This window comes from Vibrio comitans (genome assembly GCA_024346835.1).
GTDB classification, from domain to species: Bacteria; Pseudomonadota; Gammaproteobacteria; order Enterobacterales; family Vibrionaceae; genus Vibrio; species Vibrio comitans.
The window spans coordinates 24,938-44,128 of record AP024866.1 but is presented as its reverse complement, the minus strand read 5'-3'; the positions used below and the strand labels follow the sequence as shown (position 1 = coordinate 44,128).

The window sequence follows — 19,191 nt, the reverse complement described above, 5'->3', positions numbered from 1 at the left end:
ATAAGTCATTGTTTTTATTGGTATAGGCTTGTGAGTTGTTGTTACGATTAAAATATTTTTGCTGACACCCCATTGAGCAAAAGAGAGAAAAGCATAATATAACAAGGGTCGGAAGGAAGCTGACACGGAAAAGGAAATCACCAAGGATTAGGTGTTCTTCAGGATGAAGATTCGGGTATTCAGGATGAATAGTCGGCATGGAAAGCAAATTGGACATTGAATGGACACAATAGTAACTAGGATGGTTACTACTAAGGAAAGACAATGGACACCTCTGGATGAGGCAAGGACTAAACATCAGGATGATGTAAGGGACACCGCTCAGGGATTAAGTGAAGTGCGCTAACGAGGATTGTTAGCAGACCAGGATAAGGTCATATGGACACCGCTAGGATGGCGAGAAAAGGAATACGCTGAAGGATAACAGCACACTATCATGGATTTGATGCATGGAGCACACTTAGTAGCCGGATTGCTGCGAGTAAGACTATAACCCCGAAGAGCGCAAGCTCTCGGGGTTTTTCTTTATGCGACATATTTTAAAATAACTACCCACCCTAGCTTGTTAAAGCACTGGATAACGACTTTTTCCTGCGCTGTTTCTGATCACTTACTGTGATTGGTATTATTCATATCACCAGCCCCCAACTACAACTAATATACTAAGAAAAGCGCCCTTCCTTCATCCTACTTTAGGAGATAACTTTCTTGCTCAGCATCCTAGTTACTCAATTTGTCGTCCTGTGGGCGGTCATCGATCCTGTTGGCTCTGTGCCTGTCTATCTCTCACAGACTCAACATTTAGCCAAGAAACAGCGCCGATTAGTCGCAATTAAAGCCGTTGCAATTGCAACAGGTGTACTACTGTTCTTTTTACTTGCTGGACAAGTGTTGCTAGAGGCTATGCAGATCCCTCTCCCTGCATTCCAGGCAGCAGGAGGTTTGGTTCTGCTCTTGTTTGCATTAACCATGATCTTTGGGGAAAGTAAGCCTGAACAAGAAAGTAAAATGTCGAAAGAAATCGATCGTTCGCAGCTTGCTGATTTGGCCGTATATCCCTTGGCTATTCCTTCAATTGCCTCTCCTGGCGCTATGATGGCTATCGTGATGCTTACTGATAATCACAGGCATGCCTTTATCGATCAGGCTATGACCGCAGGTGTCATGCTAATAGTGCTGCTCATCACCCTCTTCTTGCTACTTGGGGCGACTCACATTCAGAAGTGGATTGGTAATGTGGGCGCCGCAATCATCAGTCGTGTAATGGGATTAATTTTAGCTGCTGTTGCAGTGAGTAATCTGTTGCAAGGCATAAAAGATTATTACATCGTCTAGAAAGTAAAAAGCCCCAGTTCATAATACTGGGGCTTTATAAAATTACAGTCTCTCGAGTTTAGCGTATTGAGTAATCAGCCACTTTATTCCTTCACCATTAAAGGCAACCTGAACACGACTTTGCGCGCCACTACCTTCAAAGTTAATAATGGTGCCCTCTCCAAACTTTGGATGACTAACTCGCTGTCCTAAACTAAAGCCTGTCTCATTAAAGCTTTCTTTCTTAACCGTTTGGCTGAATCTACCACTGTTGGTTGGTCGGCTCACCTGCGCCTTCATACGTACTTCTTGAACGCACGCTTCCGGCAATTCTTTAATGAAGCGAGATGGCTTGTGGTATTTATCTTGCCCATACAAACGACGCATCTCAGCATAGGTGAGATACAATTTCTGCATCGCTCGAGTCATGCCCACATAAGCGAGTCTACGCTCTTCTTCGAGTCGACCCGCTTCCTCCGATGACATTTGGCTTGGGAACATGCCCTCTTCTACACCCACCATGAATACTAAAGGAAACTCCAGACCCTTAGCACTGTGTAGGGTCATCAGTTGCACCGCATCATCAAATTCATCAGCTTGACCCTCACCTGCCTCAAGAGCTGCATGAGTAAGGAAAGCCGTTAGGTCACTCATCTCGTCAGCCTCTTCAGGCTTTTCAAATTGACGCGTAGCCGTGACGAGTTCTTCAAGGTTTTCTATGCGAGCCTGAGCCTTTTCGCCCTTCTCTTGCTGATACATAGTAAACAAACCGGAGGCCTTGATGACATGGTCAGTTTGCTTATGCATGTCCATTGCAGCGGTATCATCTTCTAGAGCATTAATTAACTCGACAAAGCGCCCTAGAGCACCAGCAGCTCGACCTGCAAAGACCTTTTCTTCTAAAAGCTGATTACTGGTTTGCCATAATGTAGCGCCACGATCTCGGGCAGCAAAGCGAATGGTTTCAAGGGTTTTTTCCCCTAGACCACGAGTCGGTGTGTTAACCACTCTTTCAAATGCTGCGTCATCGTTTCTGTTCGACATTAGGCGTAGATAGCCCAAAGCATCTTTGATTTCCTGACGTTCGAAGAATCGCATTCCACCGTAAATGCGATAAGGCATTCCCGCTTGGATCAGGGCTTCCTCGATCACACGTGACTGGGCGTTATTTCGATACAAGATTGCCGAATCTTTTAGTACACCACCCGTATCTTGCCACTCTTTGATCTTATTGACTGCAAAGCGAGCTTCATCTAACTCATTGTAAGCTGAATACACCGAGATAAGCTCACCATCGCTACCATCGGTCCACAGCTCTTTACCCATGCGCTCAACGTTGTTGGCAATCAGATGGTTAGCAGCCGTAAGTATGTTTTTAGTAGAACGGTAGTTTTGTTCAAGGCGTACGGTTGACGCTTGCTTAAACTCATTAAGAAAGCGCTGAATATTTTCTATCTTAGCGCCACGCCAGCCATAAATAGATTGGTCATCATCGCCTACAATCATGACATTACAATCTGGACTCGCCATCATACGTAACCAAGCATACTGAATGTTGTTGGTATCCTGAAATTCATCCACCAAGATGTGCTTGAAACGAGCCTGATAGTGCTCACGTATATGTTGTTTATCGCGCAGAAGCTCATGGCAACGCAGCAAAATTTCAGCAAAATCGACTAAGCCAGCTCGGTCACACGCTTCTTGGTATACCGAATAGATGCGTAGCCACGTCTTAGTAACTGGATCGTGATAGCTATCGATATGTTGAGGCCTTAACCCCTCATCTTTCTTACCATTAATCCACCAAGCCGCCTGTTTTGCTGGCCATTGCTTTTCATCTAGGTTTTGAGCTTTTATCAAACGTCGAAGCAAGCGCTGCTGATCATCAGAATCAATGATCTGAAAATCCTCTGGCAACTTAGCATCAAGGTAATGAGCGCGAAGGATTCGATGGCAAATTCCGTGGAAAGTACCATTCCACATTCCAGAAGCGGTACCTTGCATCAACTCTTCTATACGACTGCGCATCTCTGCGGCCGCTTTATTGGTAAAGGTTACCGACATAACCGAAAATGGAGATGCTTGCTCTACAGACATCAGCCAAGCGATACGATGAACCAACACTCGGGTTTTGCCACTGCCCGCGCCTGCTAGGATCAATAGGTTGCCTAATGGGGCTGCAACGGCTTCTCGTTGTTTATCATTGAGCCCGTCGAGTAATAATGATGCGTCCATCGTACCTTTCCAATCTATTACTGTTTATTTATACATTAAAGCTCAGTATACAGGGTTACAGGTACAATCTCTAACCTGTGTTTTTGGCGTTTCTTCCAAGAAAAACACAAATTAAAACCTGTTTATTTTCAATGCCATAGCTAACAACTCATAATTCATTGTATTTTTTTGAAAGATTTTCGTGATCCAACCCGTCCTATCTAACAGGCACTCGCAACAAACCGTTAACATTAACCGGCGATTGCTCAGACAACTTAGAATCATATCGAGGATGAAATTATGAAAAAGTCTAATCTTGCAGTTACAGCGGCAGTTACTGGTTTATTAGCTCTAGGTGGCACTATGCTGACCGCAACGCATGCGGTCGCTGCTGAAAAAGAGAAATGCTACGGCGTATCAAAAGCAGGCAAAAATGACTGCGCAACGAAAACCAGTTCATGTGCTGGCACATCAAAAGAAGATCACCAGAAAGACGCCTTTGTCGTGGTACCTAAAGGCCTTTGTGACAAGCTAGCCGGTGGTAGCACATCATCTTCGTAATCTAGCTCGAATTAGATATAAGGTCTGGGGCACACCTATCAATCGTGCCCCTCTTTTTTCACTAATCTTCGGAGACAATGACTATGCACAATATGGGGATTCATAACAGTATTGGAGTGGGTTTACGTCACCCTCATCTTAACTTTTTTGAACATAACCCTGGCCACGTTTCTTGGTTGGAAGTGCATAGTGAGAATTACTTTGAAATCAACTCACCAGCACGACAGCAACTTAGAAGCATTCGCCAGCAACATCAAGTATCTTGTCACGGCGTTGGACTATCTCTAGGTTCAGTGAATGAAATAGACACATCCCACCTACAGTCGTTGGTTCAGTTAGTTGATGAAATCGAGCCATCGCTCGTCTCCGATCACTTAAGTTGGAGTGAGAATGGTGGTGTGCATTTTAACGACTTGCTCCCTCTCCCTTATACAGAAGAAGCACTAGAGGTTTTTGTTCGAAATGTTCTTCAGGTTCAAGATGCTATCAAGCGCCCATTACTCATTGAGAACCCAAGCAGTTATTTGCGCTTCAAGCACTCCACCATTTCAGAGTGGGAGTTTCTAAATGAAGTACAACAGCGTTCTGAATGCCAACTGCTACTCGATCTGAATAACATCTATGTTTCTTCATTAAATCATGGCTTCGATGCCCTTCATTACCTGAATGCCATTAACCAACAAGCGGTTCAAGAGATTCATCTTGCTGGATTCACCGTCAAAGAAATTAAGGGCTCGAAGATATGGATTGATACACACAGTACTAAGGTGTGTGATGAAGTATGGGAACTCTATCGAGTATGGAGTCAATCCAACCCAAACACAGCCACCCTTATAGAGTGGGATATGGATATACCGACCCCAGAAGTATTGTTATCCGAGGCAGAAAAAGCGTCGGTAATTGCCAGGAGATCGATACAGGTTAGGGAGGCCTCATGATCAGCCTGTCTGAATTGCAAAGCAACTTTGCCCGCTCTTTGAACTATCAAGGGGAAGTCTCTGATTGCCACATTCATAGTGACCACTTCACTGATGAGCAGCGCATTCAGATCTATAGAAACAATGTAATACATAGCTTTACCGATGTCCTGAAGGCGATGTATCCCTACACATTGGCTCTAGTGGGGGAAGAATGTTTCGAGCAGATAGCAAGATCTCACGTTCTAAATAACCCATCATCAAGTGGCAACGTGTCCAGTTATGGCCAAGGGTTTGATAAAACGATATCTACATTTCCAAAAGTCATTGAAGCCGCCCCTTATATCAATGAGGTCGCAAGGTTTGAAGCCTTAGGCGATGAACTAAAACTTAACCTACACAACGCAATTGAGAATGCACACCGCCCTCTTTCTGCCTTGAATCAGTTGGACGACCAACAGCAGCAAAAACTACGCTTGGTTTCTAAAACAAGCGCCCGTAGCTTTGAATCAAGTTACTCGATATTTGATCTGATCGAGGCCATCGATAGAAACTCGTTCAGTGATTTACAGCTCAACCAATCTCAATATGGTTATGTTCAAGCAACGCGAAATGGAACACTTCATTTTTATCAACTTGAACACAACGAATATCTGCTACTAAGAGCAATCGAAAACAAACAACCATTATCAGAAATCAACGAGCAGCTACTTCCTTCTATACCGTCATTGGTAGATCGAATGCTGATCGCCGGCTTTGTATAGCTAAGGAGTTGATATGAACAGTACAATCCAATCCAAATACCAAGTTTATGCAGGGCTGGTCGAAAATCTTCAAGGCTTGGCGGTACCTGCCCTTCTTCTTTTCTGTCGACTTTGGGTCGCTTGGGTGTTCTTTAATTCTGGACTGGTGAAGATAGGAACGTGGGACAGTACGCTGTTTTTATTCGAATACGAATATCAGGTACCCATTCTCCCCTGGGAACTAGCAGCTTATGTAGGAACAGCCACTGAGCTTATTATTCCTGTTTTTATAGCGCTAGGCTTATTTACACGACCATTTGCAGCGATATTATTCCTATTTAATATCATGGCCGTAGTGTCTTATCCTGTACTTTGGGAAAAAGGATTTTATGATCATCAACTTTGGGGGTTAATGATTTTAATTAACCTAGTTTGGGGGGCGGGAATACTGTCTGCCGATCATATTTTGGCTAAGCGACTCACACAATAATCACAAACAATAAGCTCCTTAATAGGAGCTTATTTATTCATATATGCTTTTAAGTCTTCGACAGAGATACCGTCTTTTACGAGTTCTTGAGCGAGTAAATCAACCTGCTCGCCTTTTCGAGATTCAATAACTCTTTGAAACTGATAAACGATATCTTTTAGAGTGTGCAATGGTAATTGCTTTGCTGCACTTCTAATTCTTTCTTCACTTTGATTACCAAGCTCGCTCAGTAATTTACCGTACATTACTTTCTCTGGAGATTCTTCCATCTGCTCCATTATACGAGCTAATTCATAAGTCGTTAATGCCATATTATTTCACTTCAATAAGAACTTGTTGTGTTTTGAAGAAATCAAAACTCGCGGTGGGACGAAAATAGTGTCTGTATATAGAATATACTCTTTTTACCGTAACTAGAACAGTTTTCATTTGCGATATGTAACGTCATTTTCCACACTCTGAAATTGCACACAGTACTTAAAAAGAGTAGCTTAATCGCCATGCGCATAAAGGTAGTAACGAAAAGGAGAGATTATGCCAGCTCAGATCAAAAGCCGTGTTGCAGATTTTCGCAACTGGTTAAGTACAAACGGATTAGACGCCTTCATTGTTCCTCACGAAGATGAATTTCTTGGTGAATACATCCCAGAGCACAATGAACGCTTGCATTGGCTGACAGGCTTTACAGGTTCAGCAGGAGCTGCAGTAATCTCTACTAATGATGCGGCTATTTTTGTTGATGGTCGTTATACCGTTCAAGTAACGAAGCAGACTCCTTCTGATGTGTATTCTTACCAACATCTAGTGGAAAACCCACCTATAGCTTGGGTGACTCAAAACTTAGAAAAAGGCAGTAAGGTTGGTATTGACCCTAGAATGCATTCTGGTCGTTGGTTAGCCTCAGCTAAGCAATCTCTTTCTGAAGATTATGAGATCGTGTACATCGATAGCAACCCAATCGATACATTGTGGAGTGATAGACCACAGGCCACACTTTCTACACTACGTTTGATGGAAAAAGATTGGGTTGGTGTTGGTAGTCAAGAAAAGCGTGCTTTGATTGCGGATGAGCTAAAAGCACAAAAAGCAGATAGCGCAGTTCTTACAGCGCTTGATTCAATTTGTTGGTTATTGAATATTCGCGGTAGCGATATCTCTCGTTTACCTGTCGCCCTCTCTCATGCCATTGTTCATAGCAATAGTGAAGTTGAGTTCTTTATCGATTCTGACCGTGTGCCTTCGCAGTTTAGTGAGCATGTTGGGGCTGGTGTTGTGGTCTACTCTCCATCAGAAATTGAAGCTCGCCTCACGGCCCTTAAAGGCCGCAAGGTAATACTTGACCCTGCAACCAGTAACGCTTGGTTTGAGCTAGTGCTTAATCAAGTTGGTGCGGAAGTATTACCAATTGCCGACCCTTGCCTAATTCCAAAAGCGGTTAAGAACAGTGTTGAAGCACAAGGAATGAAGAACAGCCACGTTCGCGATGGTGTCGCGATGATTAAGTTTTTGTCCTGGTTCGATAAGCAAAATGACAAAGGCGAGTACCTCAACGAAGCTCAACTATCAGATAAGCTAGAGAGCTTCAGAAAAGAAGATTCATCATTAGCCGACCTGAGCTTTGATACTATTTCTGCAGCCGCTCACAATGCAGCTATGTGTCATTACAACCACAACAACGAGCCTACCCCAGGTGTTGTGTCTAACAACTCAATGTACTTGGTTGACTCAGGTGGCCAATATCCAGATGGTACGACTGACATTACTCGAACCATCGCAATTGGTAATCCGACACAAGAAATGAAAAAACAGTTCACTCTTGTACTAAAGGGGCATATTGGCTTAGCTCAAGCTCGATTCCCTAAAGGAACAAAAGGACACCAATTAGATATTCTCGCACGCCAACATTTATGGGCGAATGGATTTGATTACGACCATGGCACCGGTCATGGCGTTGGGCATTTCCTTAGTGTGCATGAAGGGCCTCAGCGTATCGCTAAGGTATACAATGATACTGCTTTAGAGGCTGGTATGGTTCTGTCCAATGAACCTGGTTACTATCGCACAGATGAGTTTGGCATTCGTATTGAAAACTTAGAGATTGTTGTTGAGGTTGAAACCAAAGGCGATTTCTCTGTATTAGGTTTCGAGTCTCTGACTCGCTGCCCTATCGATAAGCGCAATATTGACCTGACTCTTCTTTCTTCACACGAAGTTGATTGGCTAAATACATATCATCAGAAAGTATGGAACGACCTTTCCCCGCTGGTAGATGGTGAAGTTAAGCAGTGGCTTCAACAAGCGACTACTGCCCTGTAATATTCTTTAAGGGTAACAAACAAAAAACCAGTGGCATCGTCACTGGTTTTTTAATTTGGTTTCACGTGAAACACCTATCTAGGAATCTATTTAGGAACCTATCTAGAAATCTTTACCCCGAGTAAATCGAAGTCCAGTCTCTCCACACCGGTTCTAGTCCTCTATTTCGAATTGCCAACTCTACTTCTGAAGCTGAGCGTTCATCCGAGATTTCAAACTGCTCTAATTCTTCAGTATCAACAGCATATCCTCCCGGTTGAGTTTTAGATGCGGCTGAAACTGTCGTCACACCGAGTGGAAGAATATTATCTCTAAAGCTTGCTGACTCTCGCGTAGAAAGAGAAATATCAACGTGCTGATTGAAGATACGGTACGCGCAAATAAGCTGTACCATCTGCTTATCATTCAAGATTGATTTGGGTTGCACCCCACCTTCACAAGGTCTTAGTCTAGGCAAAGAAATACTGTAGCGAGACTTCCAGTAGGTTCTTTCTAGATAATCCAAATGAGTGGCAACAAACAGACTATCAACCCGCCAATTATCTAAGCCAATAAGGGCACCGATACCAATCTTATCTATGCCCGCTTTTGCTAATCGATCTGGTGTTTCTAGACGATAGTAAAAATCTGTTTTCGAGCCTTTAAGATGATGTTCAGCATAAGTCGATGGGTTATAGGTTTCTTGATAAACCATGACCGCATCCAAACCCAAGGTCTTCAGCTCAGCATATTGATCTTGCTCCAGAGGCTGTACTTCCATCGCAAGATAATTGAAGTCTTTTTTAATTTCAGGAAGCACCTGTCGGAAATAATCCATTCCAACTTTATTCTGATGCTCGCCCGTCACCAGCAATACACTATCAAACTTCATTTGCTTAAGTGCATCGATTTCCAAACCAATCTCATCGACATTAAGTGTTTTACGCTTGATCTTATTCTTCATGGAAAAACCACAATAAGTGCAATCGTTTGAACAGAGATTCGATAGATATAAAGGAACATACAGCCCTACGGTAGAGCCAAATCGTTGCCTTGTTTTCTGGTAAGAAAGCTGTGCCATAGACTCTAAATACGGCTCTGCTGCAGGCGAGATTAACGCCTTAAAATCCTCAATATCTAGCCTAGGCTTGGTTAGCGCCTTTTCAACATCCATTGCCGTCTTAGACATAATGGATAGGTAGCTCTCACTCCAGTCTGTAGATTTAAATACATCTACAAAACTCATAACTTAGCCTCGTACTGAGAATCTAAGAATGCCGTCATAGGGCTAGAAGCTACCGCATTTAACTGCTGTGTACCTAAGCCCGCTTCGTAAGCCATTCTGCCAGCTTCAACCGCTAACTTAAATGCTCGACTTATCGCAACTGGGTCACCGGCTGTCGCCATTGCAGTGTTAACCAATACCGCATCTGCACCCAGTTCCATGGCTTGTGCTGCATGAGATGGTGCGCCGATACCTGCATCGACAATAACAGGAACGTTAGCTTGCTCAATAATAATCTTAAGGAAATCGATAGAAGCCAATCCTTTATTGGTGCCGATTGGCGCCCCTAGAGGCATAACGGCAGCACAACCTACTTCCTCTAATCGCTTACACAGAACAGGGTCAGCATGACAATAAGGCAACACTATAAAACCATCTTTAACCAATTGCTCTGCAGCCTTTAATGTCTCAATTGGATCTGGCATTAAATACTTTGGATCCGGATGAATTTCCAATTTAAGCCAATTTGTTTGTAGGGCCTCTCTAGCAAGATGAGCTGCAAATATTGCATCCTCTGCATTCTTTGCACCCGAAGTATTTGGTAGTAGATTCACGCCAAGATCCTTCAGAGGCTTCAAGATGTCATCCTGCTGATCAAATACATCGACACGTTTCAATGCCATAGTCACTAACTCGGACTCAGAGGCTTCAATGGATGATGCCATTAATGTGTTATTCGCGTACTTTCCGGTACCCGTAAACAGTCTTGATTTAAATGTCTTATCTGCAATCTTAAGCATTGTTATCCTCCAGCTATCGCGCGGAACACAGAAAGTGTGTCACCCTTTTGTATATGAATAGTGTTCCATTTTGATTTAGGAACCACCTTGTTGTTTACCGCAATAGCACAGCCCTCTGAAGGGATACCTTGCTTATTTAAAACGTCGATAAGTTTAGACTCCATACCAATATTGGTCGGCTTGTCGTTTATGGTTACCATTACTTCATTCATTGTTGTTTCCCTCACTACATACCGCGCAACTTTCATCTTTCTCAATGACAAACTTTTGATGACTCATGTCTCTCCCGCTGAACACAATCAATTCACCGGTGTTTAGTGTTGTTGGCTCTGCAATTGCTCTTATTGCGAGCATAGATTGAAGGCTTCCAATCATATTGACACTCGGCCCCATTACTCCGGCTTCGCTACATTTAGTCGCTTGATTGGATTCGCTAAACGGATATAGACAGTGATAACACGCGCTATTTTGCTGACCATCAAAGTAAGCAACTTGACCATCCCATCCTATTGCCGCACCCGACACTAACGGGGTGTGGCTCGTCGTACAGGCTCGATTAATATCTTGTCTTGTAGGGAAGTTGTCACTACAGTCGATGACGAGATCGGCTAAGCTGATTTCGATCTTCAGCAAATCTAAAGACATACGTCTGTTTACGCTACGTGTACTAATCGATGGATTGAGTTGTTTAATCTGCCCCGCTAGGGCTGCCGCCTTTGCTTGACCAAGGTCCGATTCTCTGTAACTTAGTTGACGATGTAAGTTGCTTAACTCAACACTATCATCATCACAAAGCACTAGTTTACCAATACCTGCGCCGGCAAGTTGCAGCGCTACAGCACTGCCTAAACCACCACACCCAACAATAAGCACCTTAGCGTCGAGCAATAATCGCTGCCCATTCTCACCCAGTTCAGGCAGCATAATCTGACGTTGATAGCGCAAAAACTCCTGATCAGACAGCATGAGTTGCCTCATCGAATTGATGCTTTTTTTTAAATAGCTGTTGGAAATGTGCAACCGCTTCATGCTTATCGTGCGCTTGCGTTACCGCTCTAACCACGGCCACACTCGTTACACCTGACTCGATCACTAATGGTGCGCGCTCTAGATTAATACCGCCAATCGCTACAGAAGGCAGTGTTTCTCCCCTTTGCTCACCGATTGAAGTAATTAGAGCTTGGTATAGGTTGAGCTTTATTAAGCCTTGGGGGGAAGATGGCATATCTTTGGTTGTAGTGGGAAAGATGTGCCCTAATGCTAAATAGGACGGCTTGTACTGCAACGCGTTGATAATTTCATAGTAACCATGTGTTGATATCCCTAAACCCACTTTACTACTTAGTAGGCGGCTATCAGCTAATTCTGCTAGATCCTCCTGACCTAAATGGATGCAAGTAGCATCGTGCTCTAATGCAAGTTCCCAGTAATCGTTAATGACAACATCCACGCCTCTTTCTCTACCAATCTGAATGGCGCGTCTGACATCTTCAGATACTGCATCATTAGACTTATCTTTAATTCTCAGCTGTAGAATGTTTACATCGCTTTGGGAAACTTCATCGACTAGTTCAAGGCTATCTAGTACAGGATACAGCCCAAAGCATCGGGTCGAGTTTCGCGTAGCAACTTGTTGGTGAGTCGCTGTTAGCTGAGGAAAGAATTTAATGTGGCTAGGCCATGTTTCACATGAAACATGCTGGGCGCTTCTGGCAATAAGAGCGGCATCTTCAATAGTGAATTCTAAAGACAAAGCGATAAGAAGCCATGCTACATAGCTATCACTACAGGTTGGATAGTCTTCAGGTTTATATGTCCACTTAAAGGAACTAGCATCACTAAGAGTGATTGAGTCCTGGCCTTTAGTATGAAGAACTACAAGGGAGGCAAGTTGGTGGTTGTCTGAATCGACGATAGTCGCAGAAAACTGTTGTTCATCATTGTTATCAACAACAAGCTTAAATGTTTGATTTGGAGTGGCGACAACGTAGCTATCCCCACCAGAGATCGCAGTAATCACATTGTTAAAGCCCGCCGTAATAGCCTTGCTTACAACAAGTGAAAACGCTTTTTCAAAAGCAGGTGTTATCGTTGGGGATTTTATAAAACTATTTAGCGGGGAATTCATCGCCCTATCCTTCTGTAAAAAACACAGCTTGTCGGATAGTTTGATGGTGCAAGTATCAGGTAAAAACCCAATAGCTTTTCGAAATGACCACCTTGTTTCCTTCGCAGGTATTATCCTGTATCAGGTTCAACGAATTCCGTATTCACGGTCTCAGCATCTTGTGATTAACACTTCAGCACTCCGACAAGCAGTTCTATTATATATAAACTACGAGAAGAACAAAGCAGACATGTTAATTTTTGAACACTAAATGGAATCCAATCATTGCAGCAGAGATACTGAATACAACATTAAGTACAATGTTCAACCCAGCCTTCCAGTAGTCCCCCTGTTGGAACATAAGGACATTATCCATTGAGAAGGTAGAGAAAGTAGTTAAAGCTCCCAAGAAGCCAAGACCGATGATTTGACGCCAAGGATCAACAGCAATCACTTCATTCTCAAAGAGGGCAATAAGCGTCCCCATGATAAATGAACCGACAATATTGACAGTCAAGGTACCATACGGAAAACCACGTCCTAGCAATACGACACACAGTTCAGAAATCAAATATCGCGAACAAGCACCAAAAGCGCCACCAATTGCGATAAATCCAAGGGTTGCAAACTGTCCCATCCCCTACTTCTCCTCAGTAAAATAGATTACATTTCAAAAGTTACACCTGTCACTTATAGGTGCTTTTATGTGATATAGATCGATAGCATAGCAAACATATGCATCAGATATCGTGTAAAAGGTTAGATTGCAGAAAATAGCAGCAAATGACTTGGGTATTTGTATCGGAGGAATTGAAATACAGCAGATACAAAAAAACCGCTGACGAATCAGCGGTTTTTTGTAATGTGGCGGAGAGATAGGGATTTGAACCCTAGAACCGCTATTAACGGTTGCCGGTTTTCAAGACCGGTGCTTTCGACCACTCAGCCATCTCTCCACAAATTGTTACTAGTTAAGGTCTTATAGATTGCCTTATCCAGTTTTTGCTTTCAGATTATTAAATCTGAAAACTTAATTAAAGCCTGGCGATGTCCTACTCTCACATGGGGAAGCCCCACACTACCATCGGCGCTATTATGTTTCACTTCTGAGTTCGGCATGGAATCAGGTGGGTCCACAATGCTATGGTCGCCAAGCAAATTTTAAAATTCGGAAAACTGTTATTTAAAAGTCATATACACATTCAAAGTTCTTTCTTTGAGTCCACAAAACCCCTTGGGTGTTGTATGGTTAAGCCTCACGGGCAATTAGTACAGGTTAGCTCAATGCCTCGCAGCACTTACACACCCTGCCTATCAACGTTCTAGTCTCGAACAACCCTTTAGGACACTTAAAGTGCCAGGGAAGACTCATCTCAGGGCTCGCTTCCCGCTTAGATGCTTTCAGCGGTTATCGATTCCGAACTTAGCTACCGGGCAATGCCATTGGCATGACAACCCGAACACCAGAGGTTCGTCCACTCCGGTCCTCTCGTACTAGGAGCAGCCCCCTTCAATCTTCCAACGCCCACGGCAGATAGGGACCGAACTGTCTCACGACGTTCTAAACCCAGCTCGCGTACCACTTTAAATGGCGAACAGCCATACCCTTGGGACCGACTTCAGCCCCAGGATGTGATGAGCCGACATCGAGGTGCCAAACACCGCCGTCGATATGAACTCTTGGGCGGTATCAGCCTGTTATCCCCGGAGTACCTTTTATCCGTTGAGCGATGGCCCTTCCATTCAGAACCACCGGATCACTATGACCTGCTTTCGCACCTGCTCGAATTGTCATTCTCGCAGTCAAGCGGGCTTATGCCATTGCACTAACCACACGATGTCCAACCGTGTTTAGCCCACCTTCGTGCTCCTCCGTTACTCTTTGGGAGGAGACCGCCCCAGTCAAACTACCCACCAGGCACTGTCCTCACCCCCGATAAGGGGGCTAAGTTAGAACATCAAACATACAAGGGTGGTATTTCAAGGATGGCTCCAACGATACTGGCGTACCGTCTTCAAAGCCTCCCACCTATCCTACACATGTAGGCTCAATGTTCAGTGCCAAGCTGTAGTAAAGGTTCACGGGGTCTTTCCGTCTAGCCGCGGGTACACTGCATCTTCACAGCGATTTCAATTTCACTGAGTCTCGGGTGGAGACAGCGTGGCCATCATTACGCCATTCGTGCAGGTCGGAACTTACCCGACAAGGAATTTCGCTACCTTAGGACCGTTATAGTTACGGCCGCCGTTTACCGGGGCTTCGATCAAGAGCTTCGACCGAAGTCTAACCCCATCAATTAACCTTCCGGCACCGGGCAGGCGTCACACCGTATACGTCATCTTACGATTTTGCACAGTGCTGTGTTTTTAATAAACAGTTGCAGCCACCTGGTATCTGCGACTCCTAGTAGCTCCATCCGCAAGGGACTTCACCGCCAAGAGCGTACCTTCTCCCGAAGTTACGGTACCATTTTGCCTAGTTCCTTCACCCGAGTTCTCTCAAGCGCCTTGGTATTCTCTACCCGACCACCTGTGTCGGTTTGGGGTACGATTTCTTATAATCTGAAGCTTAGAGGCTTTTCCTGGAAGCATGGCATCAATGACTTCACTGCACGTAGCAGCTCGACATCGTATCTCAGCGTTAAGAAAGTCCGGATTTACCTAAACCTTCCGCCTACATACTTGAACCTGGACAACCATCGCCAGGCCCACCTAGCCTTCTCCGTCCCCCCATCGCAATTATAAGAAGTACGGGAATATTAACCCGTTTCCCATCGACTACGCCTTTCGGCCTCGCCTTAGGGGTCGACTTACCCTGCCCCGATTAACGTTGGACAGGAACCCTTGGTCTTCCGGCGAGGGGGTTTTTCACCCCCTTTATCGTTACTCATGTCAGCATTCGCACTTCTGATACGTCCAGCAGCCCTTACAGACCACCTTCAACCGCTTACAGAACGCTCCCCTACCCCGCATACAAAGTATGCAGCCGCAGCTTCGGTGTATAGCTTAGCCCCGTTACATCTTCCGCGCAGGCCGACTCGACCAGTGAGCTATTACGCTTTCTTTAAATGATGGCTGCTTCTAAGCCAACATCCTGGCTGTCTGAGCCTTCCCACATCGTTTCCCACTTAGCTATACTTTGGGACCTTAGCTGGCGGTCTGGGTTGTTTCCCTCTCCACGACGGACGTTAGCACCCGCCGTGTGTCTCCCGGATAGTACTCAATGGTATTCGGAGTTTGCAAAGGGTTGGTAAGTCGGGATGACCCCCTAGCCTTAACAGTGCTCTACCCCCATTGGTATTCGTCCGAGGCGCTACCTAAATAGCTTTCGGGGAGAACCAGCTATCTCCAGGTTTGATTGGCCTTTCACCCCTAGCCACAAGTCATCCGCTAATTTTTCAACATTAGTCGGTTCGGTCCTCCAGTTGATGTTACTCAACCTTCAACCTGCCCATGGCTAGATCACCTGGTTTCGGGTCTATATCCAGAGACTGAACGCCCAGTTAAGACTCGGTTTCCCTACGGCTCCCCTAAACGGTTAACCTTGCCACTGAATATAAGTCGCTGACCCATTATACAAAAGGTACGCAGTCACGCTTCGAGGCGCTCCTACTGCTTGTACGTACACGGTTTCAGGTTCTATTTCACTCCCCTCACAGGGGTTCTTTTCGCCTTTCCCTCACGGTACTGGTTCACTATCGGTCAGTCAGTAGTATTTAGCCTTGGAGGATGGTCCCCCCATGTTCAAACAGGATATCACGTGTCCCGCCTTACTCGTTTTCACTTAAAATGCGTTGTCGGTTACGGGGCTATCACCCTATACTGCGAGACTTTCCAGACTCTTCACCTGACGCATTAAAAGCTTAAGGGCTAATCCAATTTCGCTCGCCGCTACTTTCGGAATCTCGGTTGATTTCTCTTCCTCCGGGTACTTAGATGTTTCAGTTCCCCGGGTTTGCCTCGTTATGCTATGTATTCACATAACGATACGTGCTTATGCACGTGGGTTTCCCCATTCAGAAATCCCAGACTCAAATGGTTATTACTACCTAATCTGGGCTTATCGCAAGTTATTACGTCTTTCATCGCCTCTGACTGCCAAGGCATCCACCGTGTACGCTTAGTCACTTAACCATACAACCCCAAAGGGTCTTGCTTACGCAATGCAGTTGCTACGCTGCAGTATGACGTTTCCAAGGTGCGTTATCTCTTTATTATGAGCGAGATAACATTCGATTTTGCCGGACTCAAATTTGAATGCATTCTGGCAAGGATACATTCCCAAGAACACTTGAATGTGTGTTGGTACCTAATGATAAATCATTAGGATTTGAGAACTTTTAAATTTGATAAATAATGAAATCACATTATTTATCGTCAGCTTTCCAAATTGTTAAAGAGCGAGATTCAAACAAATGAACCATTTTTAAACACACTCGAGAGAGCGCTTAAAGATGGTGGGCGATACCGGGCTCGAACCAGTGACCCCCTCCTTGTAAGGGAGGTGCTCTCCCAACTGAGCTAATCGCCCACATTGTTTGCTGTTTGTGTTCACTTTAAAAGTGAATTCAAACAACTTCCTTTGTGGAAAGGAAATGGTGGGTCGTGCAGGATTCGAACCTGCGACCAATTGATTAAAAGTCAACTGCTCTACCAGCTGAGCTAACGACCCAATGGTATCCCGTAGGGGAGTCGAACCCCTGTTACCGCCGTGAAAGGGCGGTGTCCTAGGCCTCTAGACGAACGGGACACTAAGTTGAAATGTCTTGGGGGACATTTCTAAATCTCTTTACTTTCTAAACCATATCAATCTGTGTGGACACTCATCGTGAGTAATCATCGTATAAGGAGGTGATCCAGCCCCAGGTTCCCCTAGGGCTACCTTGTTACGACTTCACCCCAGTCATGAACCACAAAGTGGTGAGCGTCCTCCCGAAGGTTAAACTACCCACTTCTTTTGCAGCCCACTCCCATGGTGTGACGGGCGGTGTGTACAAGGCCCGGGAACGTATTCACCGTGACATTCTGATTCACGATTACTAGCGATTCCGACTTCATGGAGTCGAGTTGCAGACTCCAATCCGGACTACGACGCACTTTTTGGGATTCGCTCACCATCGCTGGTTGGCTGCCCTCTGTATGCGCCATTGTAGCACGTGTGTAGCCCTACTCGTAAGGGCCATGATGACTTGACGTCGTCCCCACCTTCCTCCGGTTTATCACCGGCAGTCTCCCTGGAGTTCCCACCATTACGTGCTGGCAAACAAGGATAAGGGTTGCGCTCGTTGCGGGACTTAACCCAACATTTCACAACACGAGCTGACGACAGCCATGCAGCACCTGTCTCAGAGTTCCCGAAGGCACCAAGCTATCTCTAGCGAGTTCTCTGGATGTCAAGAGTAGGTAAGGTTCTTCGCGTTGCATCGAATTAAACCACATGCTCCACCGCTTGTGCGGGCCCCCGTCAATTCATTTGAGTTTTAATCTTGCGACCGTACTCCCCAGGCGGTCTACTTAACGCGTTAGCTCCGAAAGCCACGGCTCAAGGCCACAACCTCCAAGTAGACATCGTTTACGGCGTGGACTACCAGGGTATCTAATCCTGTTTGCTCCCCACGCTTTCGCATCTGAGTGTCAGTATCTGTCCAGGGGGCCGCCTTCGCCACTGGTATTCCTTCAGATCTCTACGCATTTCACCGCTACACCTGAAATTCTACCCCCCTCTACAGTACTCTAGCCTGCCAGTTTCAAATGCGGTTCCGAGGTTGAGCCCCGGGCTTTCACATCTGACTTAACAAACCACCTGCATGCGCTTTACGCCCAGTAATTCCGATTAACGCTCGCACCCTCCGTATTACCGCGGCTGCTGGCACGGAGTTAGCCGGTGCTTCTTCTGTCGCTAACGTCAAACGATGAAGCTATTAACTTCAACGCCTTCCTCACGACTGAAAGTACTTTACAACCCGAAGGCCTTCTTCATACACGCGGCATGGCTGCATCAGGCTTGCGCCCATTGTGCAATATTCCCCACTGCTGCCTCCCGTAGGAGTCTGGACCGTGTCTCAGTTCCAGTGTGGCTGATCATCCTCTCAGACCAGCTAGGGATCGTCGCCTTGGTGAGCCATTACCTCACCAACTAGCTAATCCCACCTGGGCATATCCTGAAGCGAGAGGCCCGAAGGTCCCCCTCTTTGGTCCGTAGACGTTATGCGGTATTAGCCATCGTTTCCAATGGTTATCCCCCACATCAGGGCAATTTCCCAGGCATTACTCACCCGTCCGCCGCTCGACGCCCAACAAATCACCCGAAGGGTCAATGTTGTCGTTTCCGCTCGACTTGCATGTGTTAGGCCTGCCGCCAGCGTTCAATCTGAGCCATGATCAAACTCTTCAATTAAAGTTTTTTTGGTCTTGCGACCGGCTCAATGAATACTGACTTCAAAACTGTTCCTTACTCGAAAGTAAGAAGTAATTTTAAAGCTATTATCGTTCCAACAGAACGATAATGAATTGACTGTGCCAATG

The 19,191-nt window shown here is 45.2% G+C and carries 14 protein-coding genes, 4 tRNA genes, 3 rRNA genes and 1 riboswitch; of the genes, 6 read left to right on the top strand and 15 right to left on the bottom strand.

The features are described 5' to 3' along the window. Positions 1-708 precede the first annotated feature (708 nt). Positions 709-1,335 carry a MarC family protein gene (locus OCU46_RS00205; RefSeq protein WP_141273663.1) on the top strand — a complete coding sequence of 209 codons (627 nt, stop codon included), beginning with the start codon at positions 709-711 and terminating at the stop codon, positions 1,333-1,335. A gap of 42 nt (positions 1,336-1,377) precedes the next feature. Here OCU46_RS00205 and uvrD read toward each other — a convergent pair whose 3' ends face one another. Next, positions 1,378-3,549: a DNA helicase II gene (gene uvrD, locus OCU46_RS00200; RefSeq protein ID WP_141273665.1), complete on the bottom strand. Its 2,172-nt coding sequence runs from the start codon at positions 3,547-3,549 to the stop codon at positions 1,378-1,380. A 279-nt stretch (positions 3,550-3,828) separates the two neighbouring features. Between uvrD and OCU46_RS00195 the strand changes: the two genes are divergently transcribed. The 4 genes from OCU46_RS00195 to OCU46_RS00180 all read left to right on the top strand — a co-directional run bounded on the left by OCU46_RS00195 (position 3,829) and on the right by OCU46_RS00180 (position 6,239). Then, complete coding sequence (locus OCU46_RS00195) at positions 3,829-4,089, top strand: BufA1 family periplasmic bufferin-type metallophore (RefSeq protein WP_017027087.1); 261 nt, start codon at positions 3,829-3,831, stop codon at positions 4,087-4,089. Positions 4,090-4,172: 83 nt separating this feature from the next. Further along, on the top strand, positions 4,173-5,027 hold the full coding sequence (bufB, locus tag OCU46_RS00190; RefSeq protein ID WP_141273690.1) for an MNIO family bufferin maturase: 855 nt from the start codon (positions 4,173-4,175) through the stop codon (positions 5,025-5,027). Next, the gene (locus OCU46_RS00185; RefSeq protein ID WP_141273667.1) at positions 5,024-5,770 is read left to right on the top strand and encodes an HvfC/BufC N-terminal domain-containing protein; all 747 of its coding nucleotides are present in this window, start codon (positions 5,024-5,026) and stop codon (positions 5,768-5,770) included. Before bufB ends, OCU46_RS00185 begins: the two co-directional genes overlap by 4 nt. 13 nt (positions 5,771-5,783) lie before the next feature. Next, positions 5,784-6,239 (top strand): DoxX family protein, encoded by a 456-nt coding sequence (locus OCU46_RS00180; protein WP_141273669.1) that lies wholly within the window; start codon positions 5,784-5,786, stop codon positions 6,237-6,239. A 29-nt stretch (positions 6,240-6,268) separates the two neighbouring features. Here the strand turns inward: OCU46_RS00180 and tsrA are convergent, their stop codons facing one another. After that, positions 6,269-6,550, bottom strand: a complete 282-nt coding sequence (tsrA, locus tag OCU46_RS00175) for an H-NS-like global regulator TsrA (protein ID WP_141273671.1) — start codon at positions 6,548-6,550, stop codon at positions 6,269-6,271. 223 nt (positions 6,551-6,773) lie between these two features. Here tsrA and OCU46_RS00170 point away from each other — a divergent pair, with 223 nt between their 5' ends. Beyond that, on the top strand, positions 6,774-8,555 hold the full coding sequence (locus OCU46_RS00170; protein ID WP_141273673.1) for an aminopeptidase P family protein: 1,782 nt from the start codon (positions 6,774-6,776) through the stop codon (positions 8,553-8,555). Between the two features lie 112 nt (positions 8,556-8,667). On the opposite strand, the gene thiH is transcribed toward OCU46_RS00170, so the two are convergent. The 13 genes from thiH to OCU46_RS00105 form a co-directional block, all read right to left on the bottom strand. Beyond that, positions 8,668-9,780, bottom strand: a complete 1,113-nt coding sequence (gene thiH, locus OCU46_RS00165; RefSeq protein ID WP_141273675.1) for a 2-iminoacetate synthase ThiH — start codon at positions 9,778-9,780, stop codon at positions 8,668-8,670. Continuing rightward, positions 9,777-10,559 carry a thiazole synthase gene (locus OCU46_RS00160; RefSeq protein WP_141273677.1) on the bottom strand — a complete coding sequence of 261 codons (783 nt, stop codon included), beginning with the start codon at positions 10,557-10,559 and terminating at the stop codon, positions 9,777-9,779. The genes thiH and OCU46_RS00160 overlap by 4 nt, the downstream gene beginning before the upstream one ends. Positions 10,560-10,561: 2 nt before the next feature. After that, the gene (gene thiS, locus OCU46_RS00155; RefSeq protein WP_141273679.1) at positions 10,562-10,771 is read right to left on the bottom strand and encodes a sulfur carrier protein ThiS; all 210 of its coding nucleotides are present in this window, start codon (positions 10,769-10,771) and stop codon (positions 10,562-10,564) included. Beyond that, positions 10,764-11,525 (bottom strand): HesA/MoeB/ThiF family protein, encoded by a 762-nt coding sequence (locus OCU46_RS00150; RefSeq protein ID WP_141273681.1) that lies wholly within the window; start codon positions 11,523-11,525, stop codon positions 10,764-10,766. The genes thiS and OCU46_RS00150 overlap by 8 nt, the downstream gene beginning before the upstream one ends. Further along, positions 11,515-12,687, bottom strand: a complete 1,173-nt coding sequence (locus tag OCU46_RS00145; protein ID WP_141273683.1) for a thiamine phosphate synthase — start codon at positions 12,685-12,687, stop codon at positions 11,515-11,517. Before OCU46_RS00145 ends, OCU46_RS00150 begins: the two co-directional genes overlap by 11 nt. 79 nt (positions 12,688-12,766) lie before the next feature. Continuing rightward, positions 12,767-12,880, bottom strand: a riboswitch (TPP riboswitch). Positions 12,881-12,919: 39 nt separating this feature from the next. Next, positions 12,920-13,303, bottom strand: coding sequence for a fluoride efflux transporter CrcB (crcB, locus tag OCU46_RS00140; RefSeq protein ID WP_119011480.1), 384 nt, complete (start codon positions 13,301-13,303; stop codon positions 12,920-12,922). 228 nt (positions 13,304-13,531) lie between these two features. Further along, positions 13,532-13,622, bottom strand: a tRNA-Ser gene (locus tag OCU46_RS00135). An 83-nt stretch (positions 13,623-13,705) separates the two neighbouring features. Beyond that, positions 13,706-13,821, bottom strand: a 5S ribosomal RNA gene (gene rrf, locus OCU46_RS00130). A 90-nt stretch (positions 13,822-13,911) separates the two neighbouring features. Next, positions 13,912-16,800: ribosomal RNA gene (locus OCU46_RS00125) — 23S ribosomal RNA — on the bottom strand. 321 nt (positions 16,801-17,121) lie between these two features. Further along, positions 17,122-17,197, bottom strand: a tRNA-Val gene (locus OCU46_RS00120). Between the two features lie 65 nt (positions 17,198-17,262). Next, a tRNA-Lys gene (locus tag OCU46_RS00115) sits at positions 17,263-17,338 on the bottom strand. Positions 17,339-17,340: 2 nt separating this feature from the next. Next, a tRNA-Glu gene (locus OCU46_RS00110) sits at positions 17,341-17,416 on the bottom strand. Between the two features lie 94 nt (positions 17,417-17,510). Further along, positions 17,511-19,063, bottom strand: a 16S ribosomal RNA gene (locus OCU46_RS00105). The 16S, 23S and 5S rRNA genes sit together here with 4 tRNA genes alongside, the layout of an rRNA operon. Positions 19,064-19,191: the final 128 nt, after the last annotated feature.

Excerpts from the sequence above, each read along its gene's own strand:
- OCU46_RS00170 (WP_141273673.1), top strand. The coding sequence starts at position 6,774 with ATGCCAGCTCAGATCAAAAGCCGTGTTGCAGATTTTCGCAACTGGTTA.
- OCU46_RS00150 (WP_141273681.1), bottom strand. The coding sequence starts at position 11,525 with ATGCTGTCTGATCAGGAGTTTTTGCGCTATCAACGTCAGATTATGCTG.
- thiH (WP_141273675.1), bottom strand. The coding sequence starts at position 9,780 with ATGAGTTTTGTAGATGTATTTAAATCTACAGACTGGAGTGAGAGCTAC.
- uvrD (WP_141273665.1), bottom strand. The coding sequence starts at position 3,549 with ATGGACGCATCATTATTACTCGACGGGCTCAATGATAAACAACGAGAA.
- OCU46_RS00180 (WP_141273669.1), top strand. The coding sequence starts at position 5,784 with ATGAACAGTACAATCCAATCCAAATACCAAGTTTATGCAGGGCTGGTC.
- bufB (WP_141273690.1), top strand. The coding sequence starts at position 4,173 with ATGCACAATATGGGGATTCATAACAGTATTGGAGTGGGTTTACGTCAC.
- OCU46_RS00195 (WP_017027087.1), top strand. The coding sequence starts at position 3,829 with ATGAAAAAGTCTAATCTTGCAGTTACAGCGGCAGTTACTGGTTTATTA.
- crcB (WP_119011480.1), bottom strand. The coding sequence starts at position 13,303 with ATGGGACAGTTTGCAACCCTTGGATTTATCGCAATTGGTGGCGCTTTT.
- OCU46_RS00145 (WP_141273683.1), bottom strand. The coding sequence starts at position 12,687 with ATGAATTCCCCGCTAAATAGTTTTATAAAATCCCCAACGATAACACCT.
- OCU46_RS00160 (WP_141273677.1), bottom strand. The coding sequence starts at position 10,559 with ATGCTTAAGATTGCAGATAAGACATTTAAATCAAGACTGTTTACGGGT.
- thiS (WP_141273679.1), bottom strand. The coding sequence starts at position 10,771 with ATGAATGAAGTAATGGTAACCATAAACGACAAGCCGACCAATATTGGT.
- OCU46_RS00185 (WP_141273667.1), top strand. The coding sequence starts at position 5,024 with ATGATCAGCCTGTCTGAATTGCAAAGCAACTTTGCCCGCTCTTTGAAC.
- tsrA (WP_141273671.1), bottom strand. The coding sequence starts at position 6,550 with ATGGCATTAACGACTTATGAATTAGCTCGTATAATGGAGCAGATGGAA.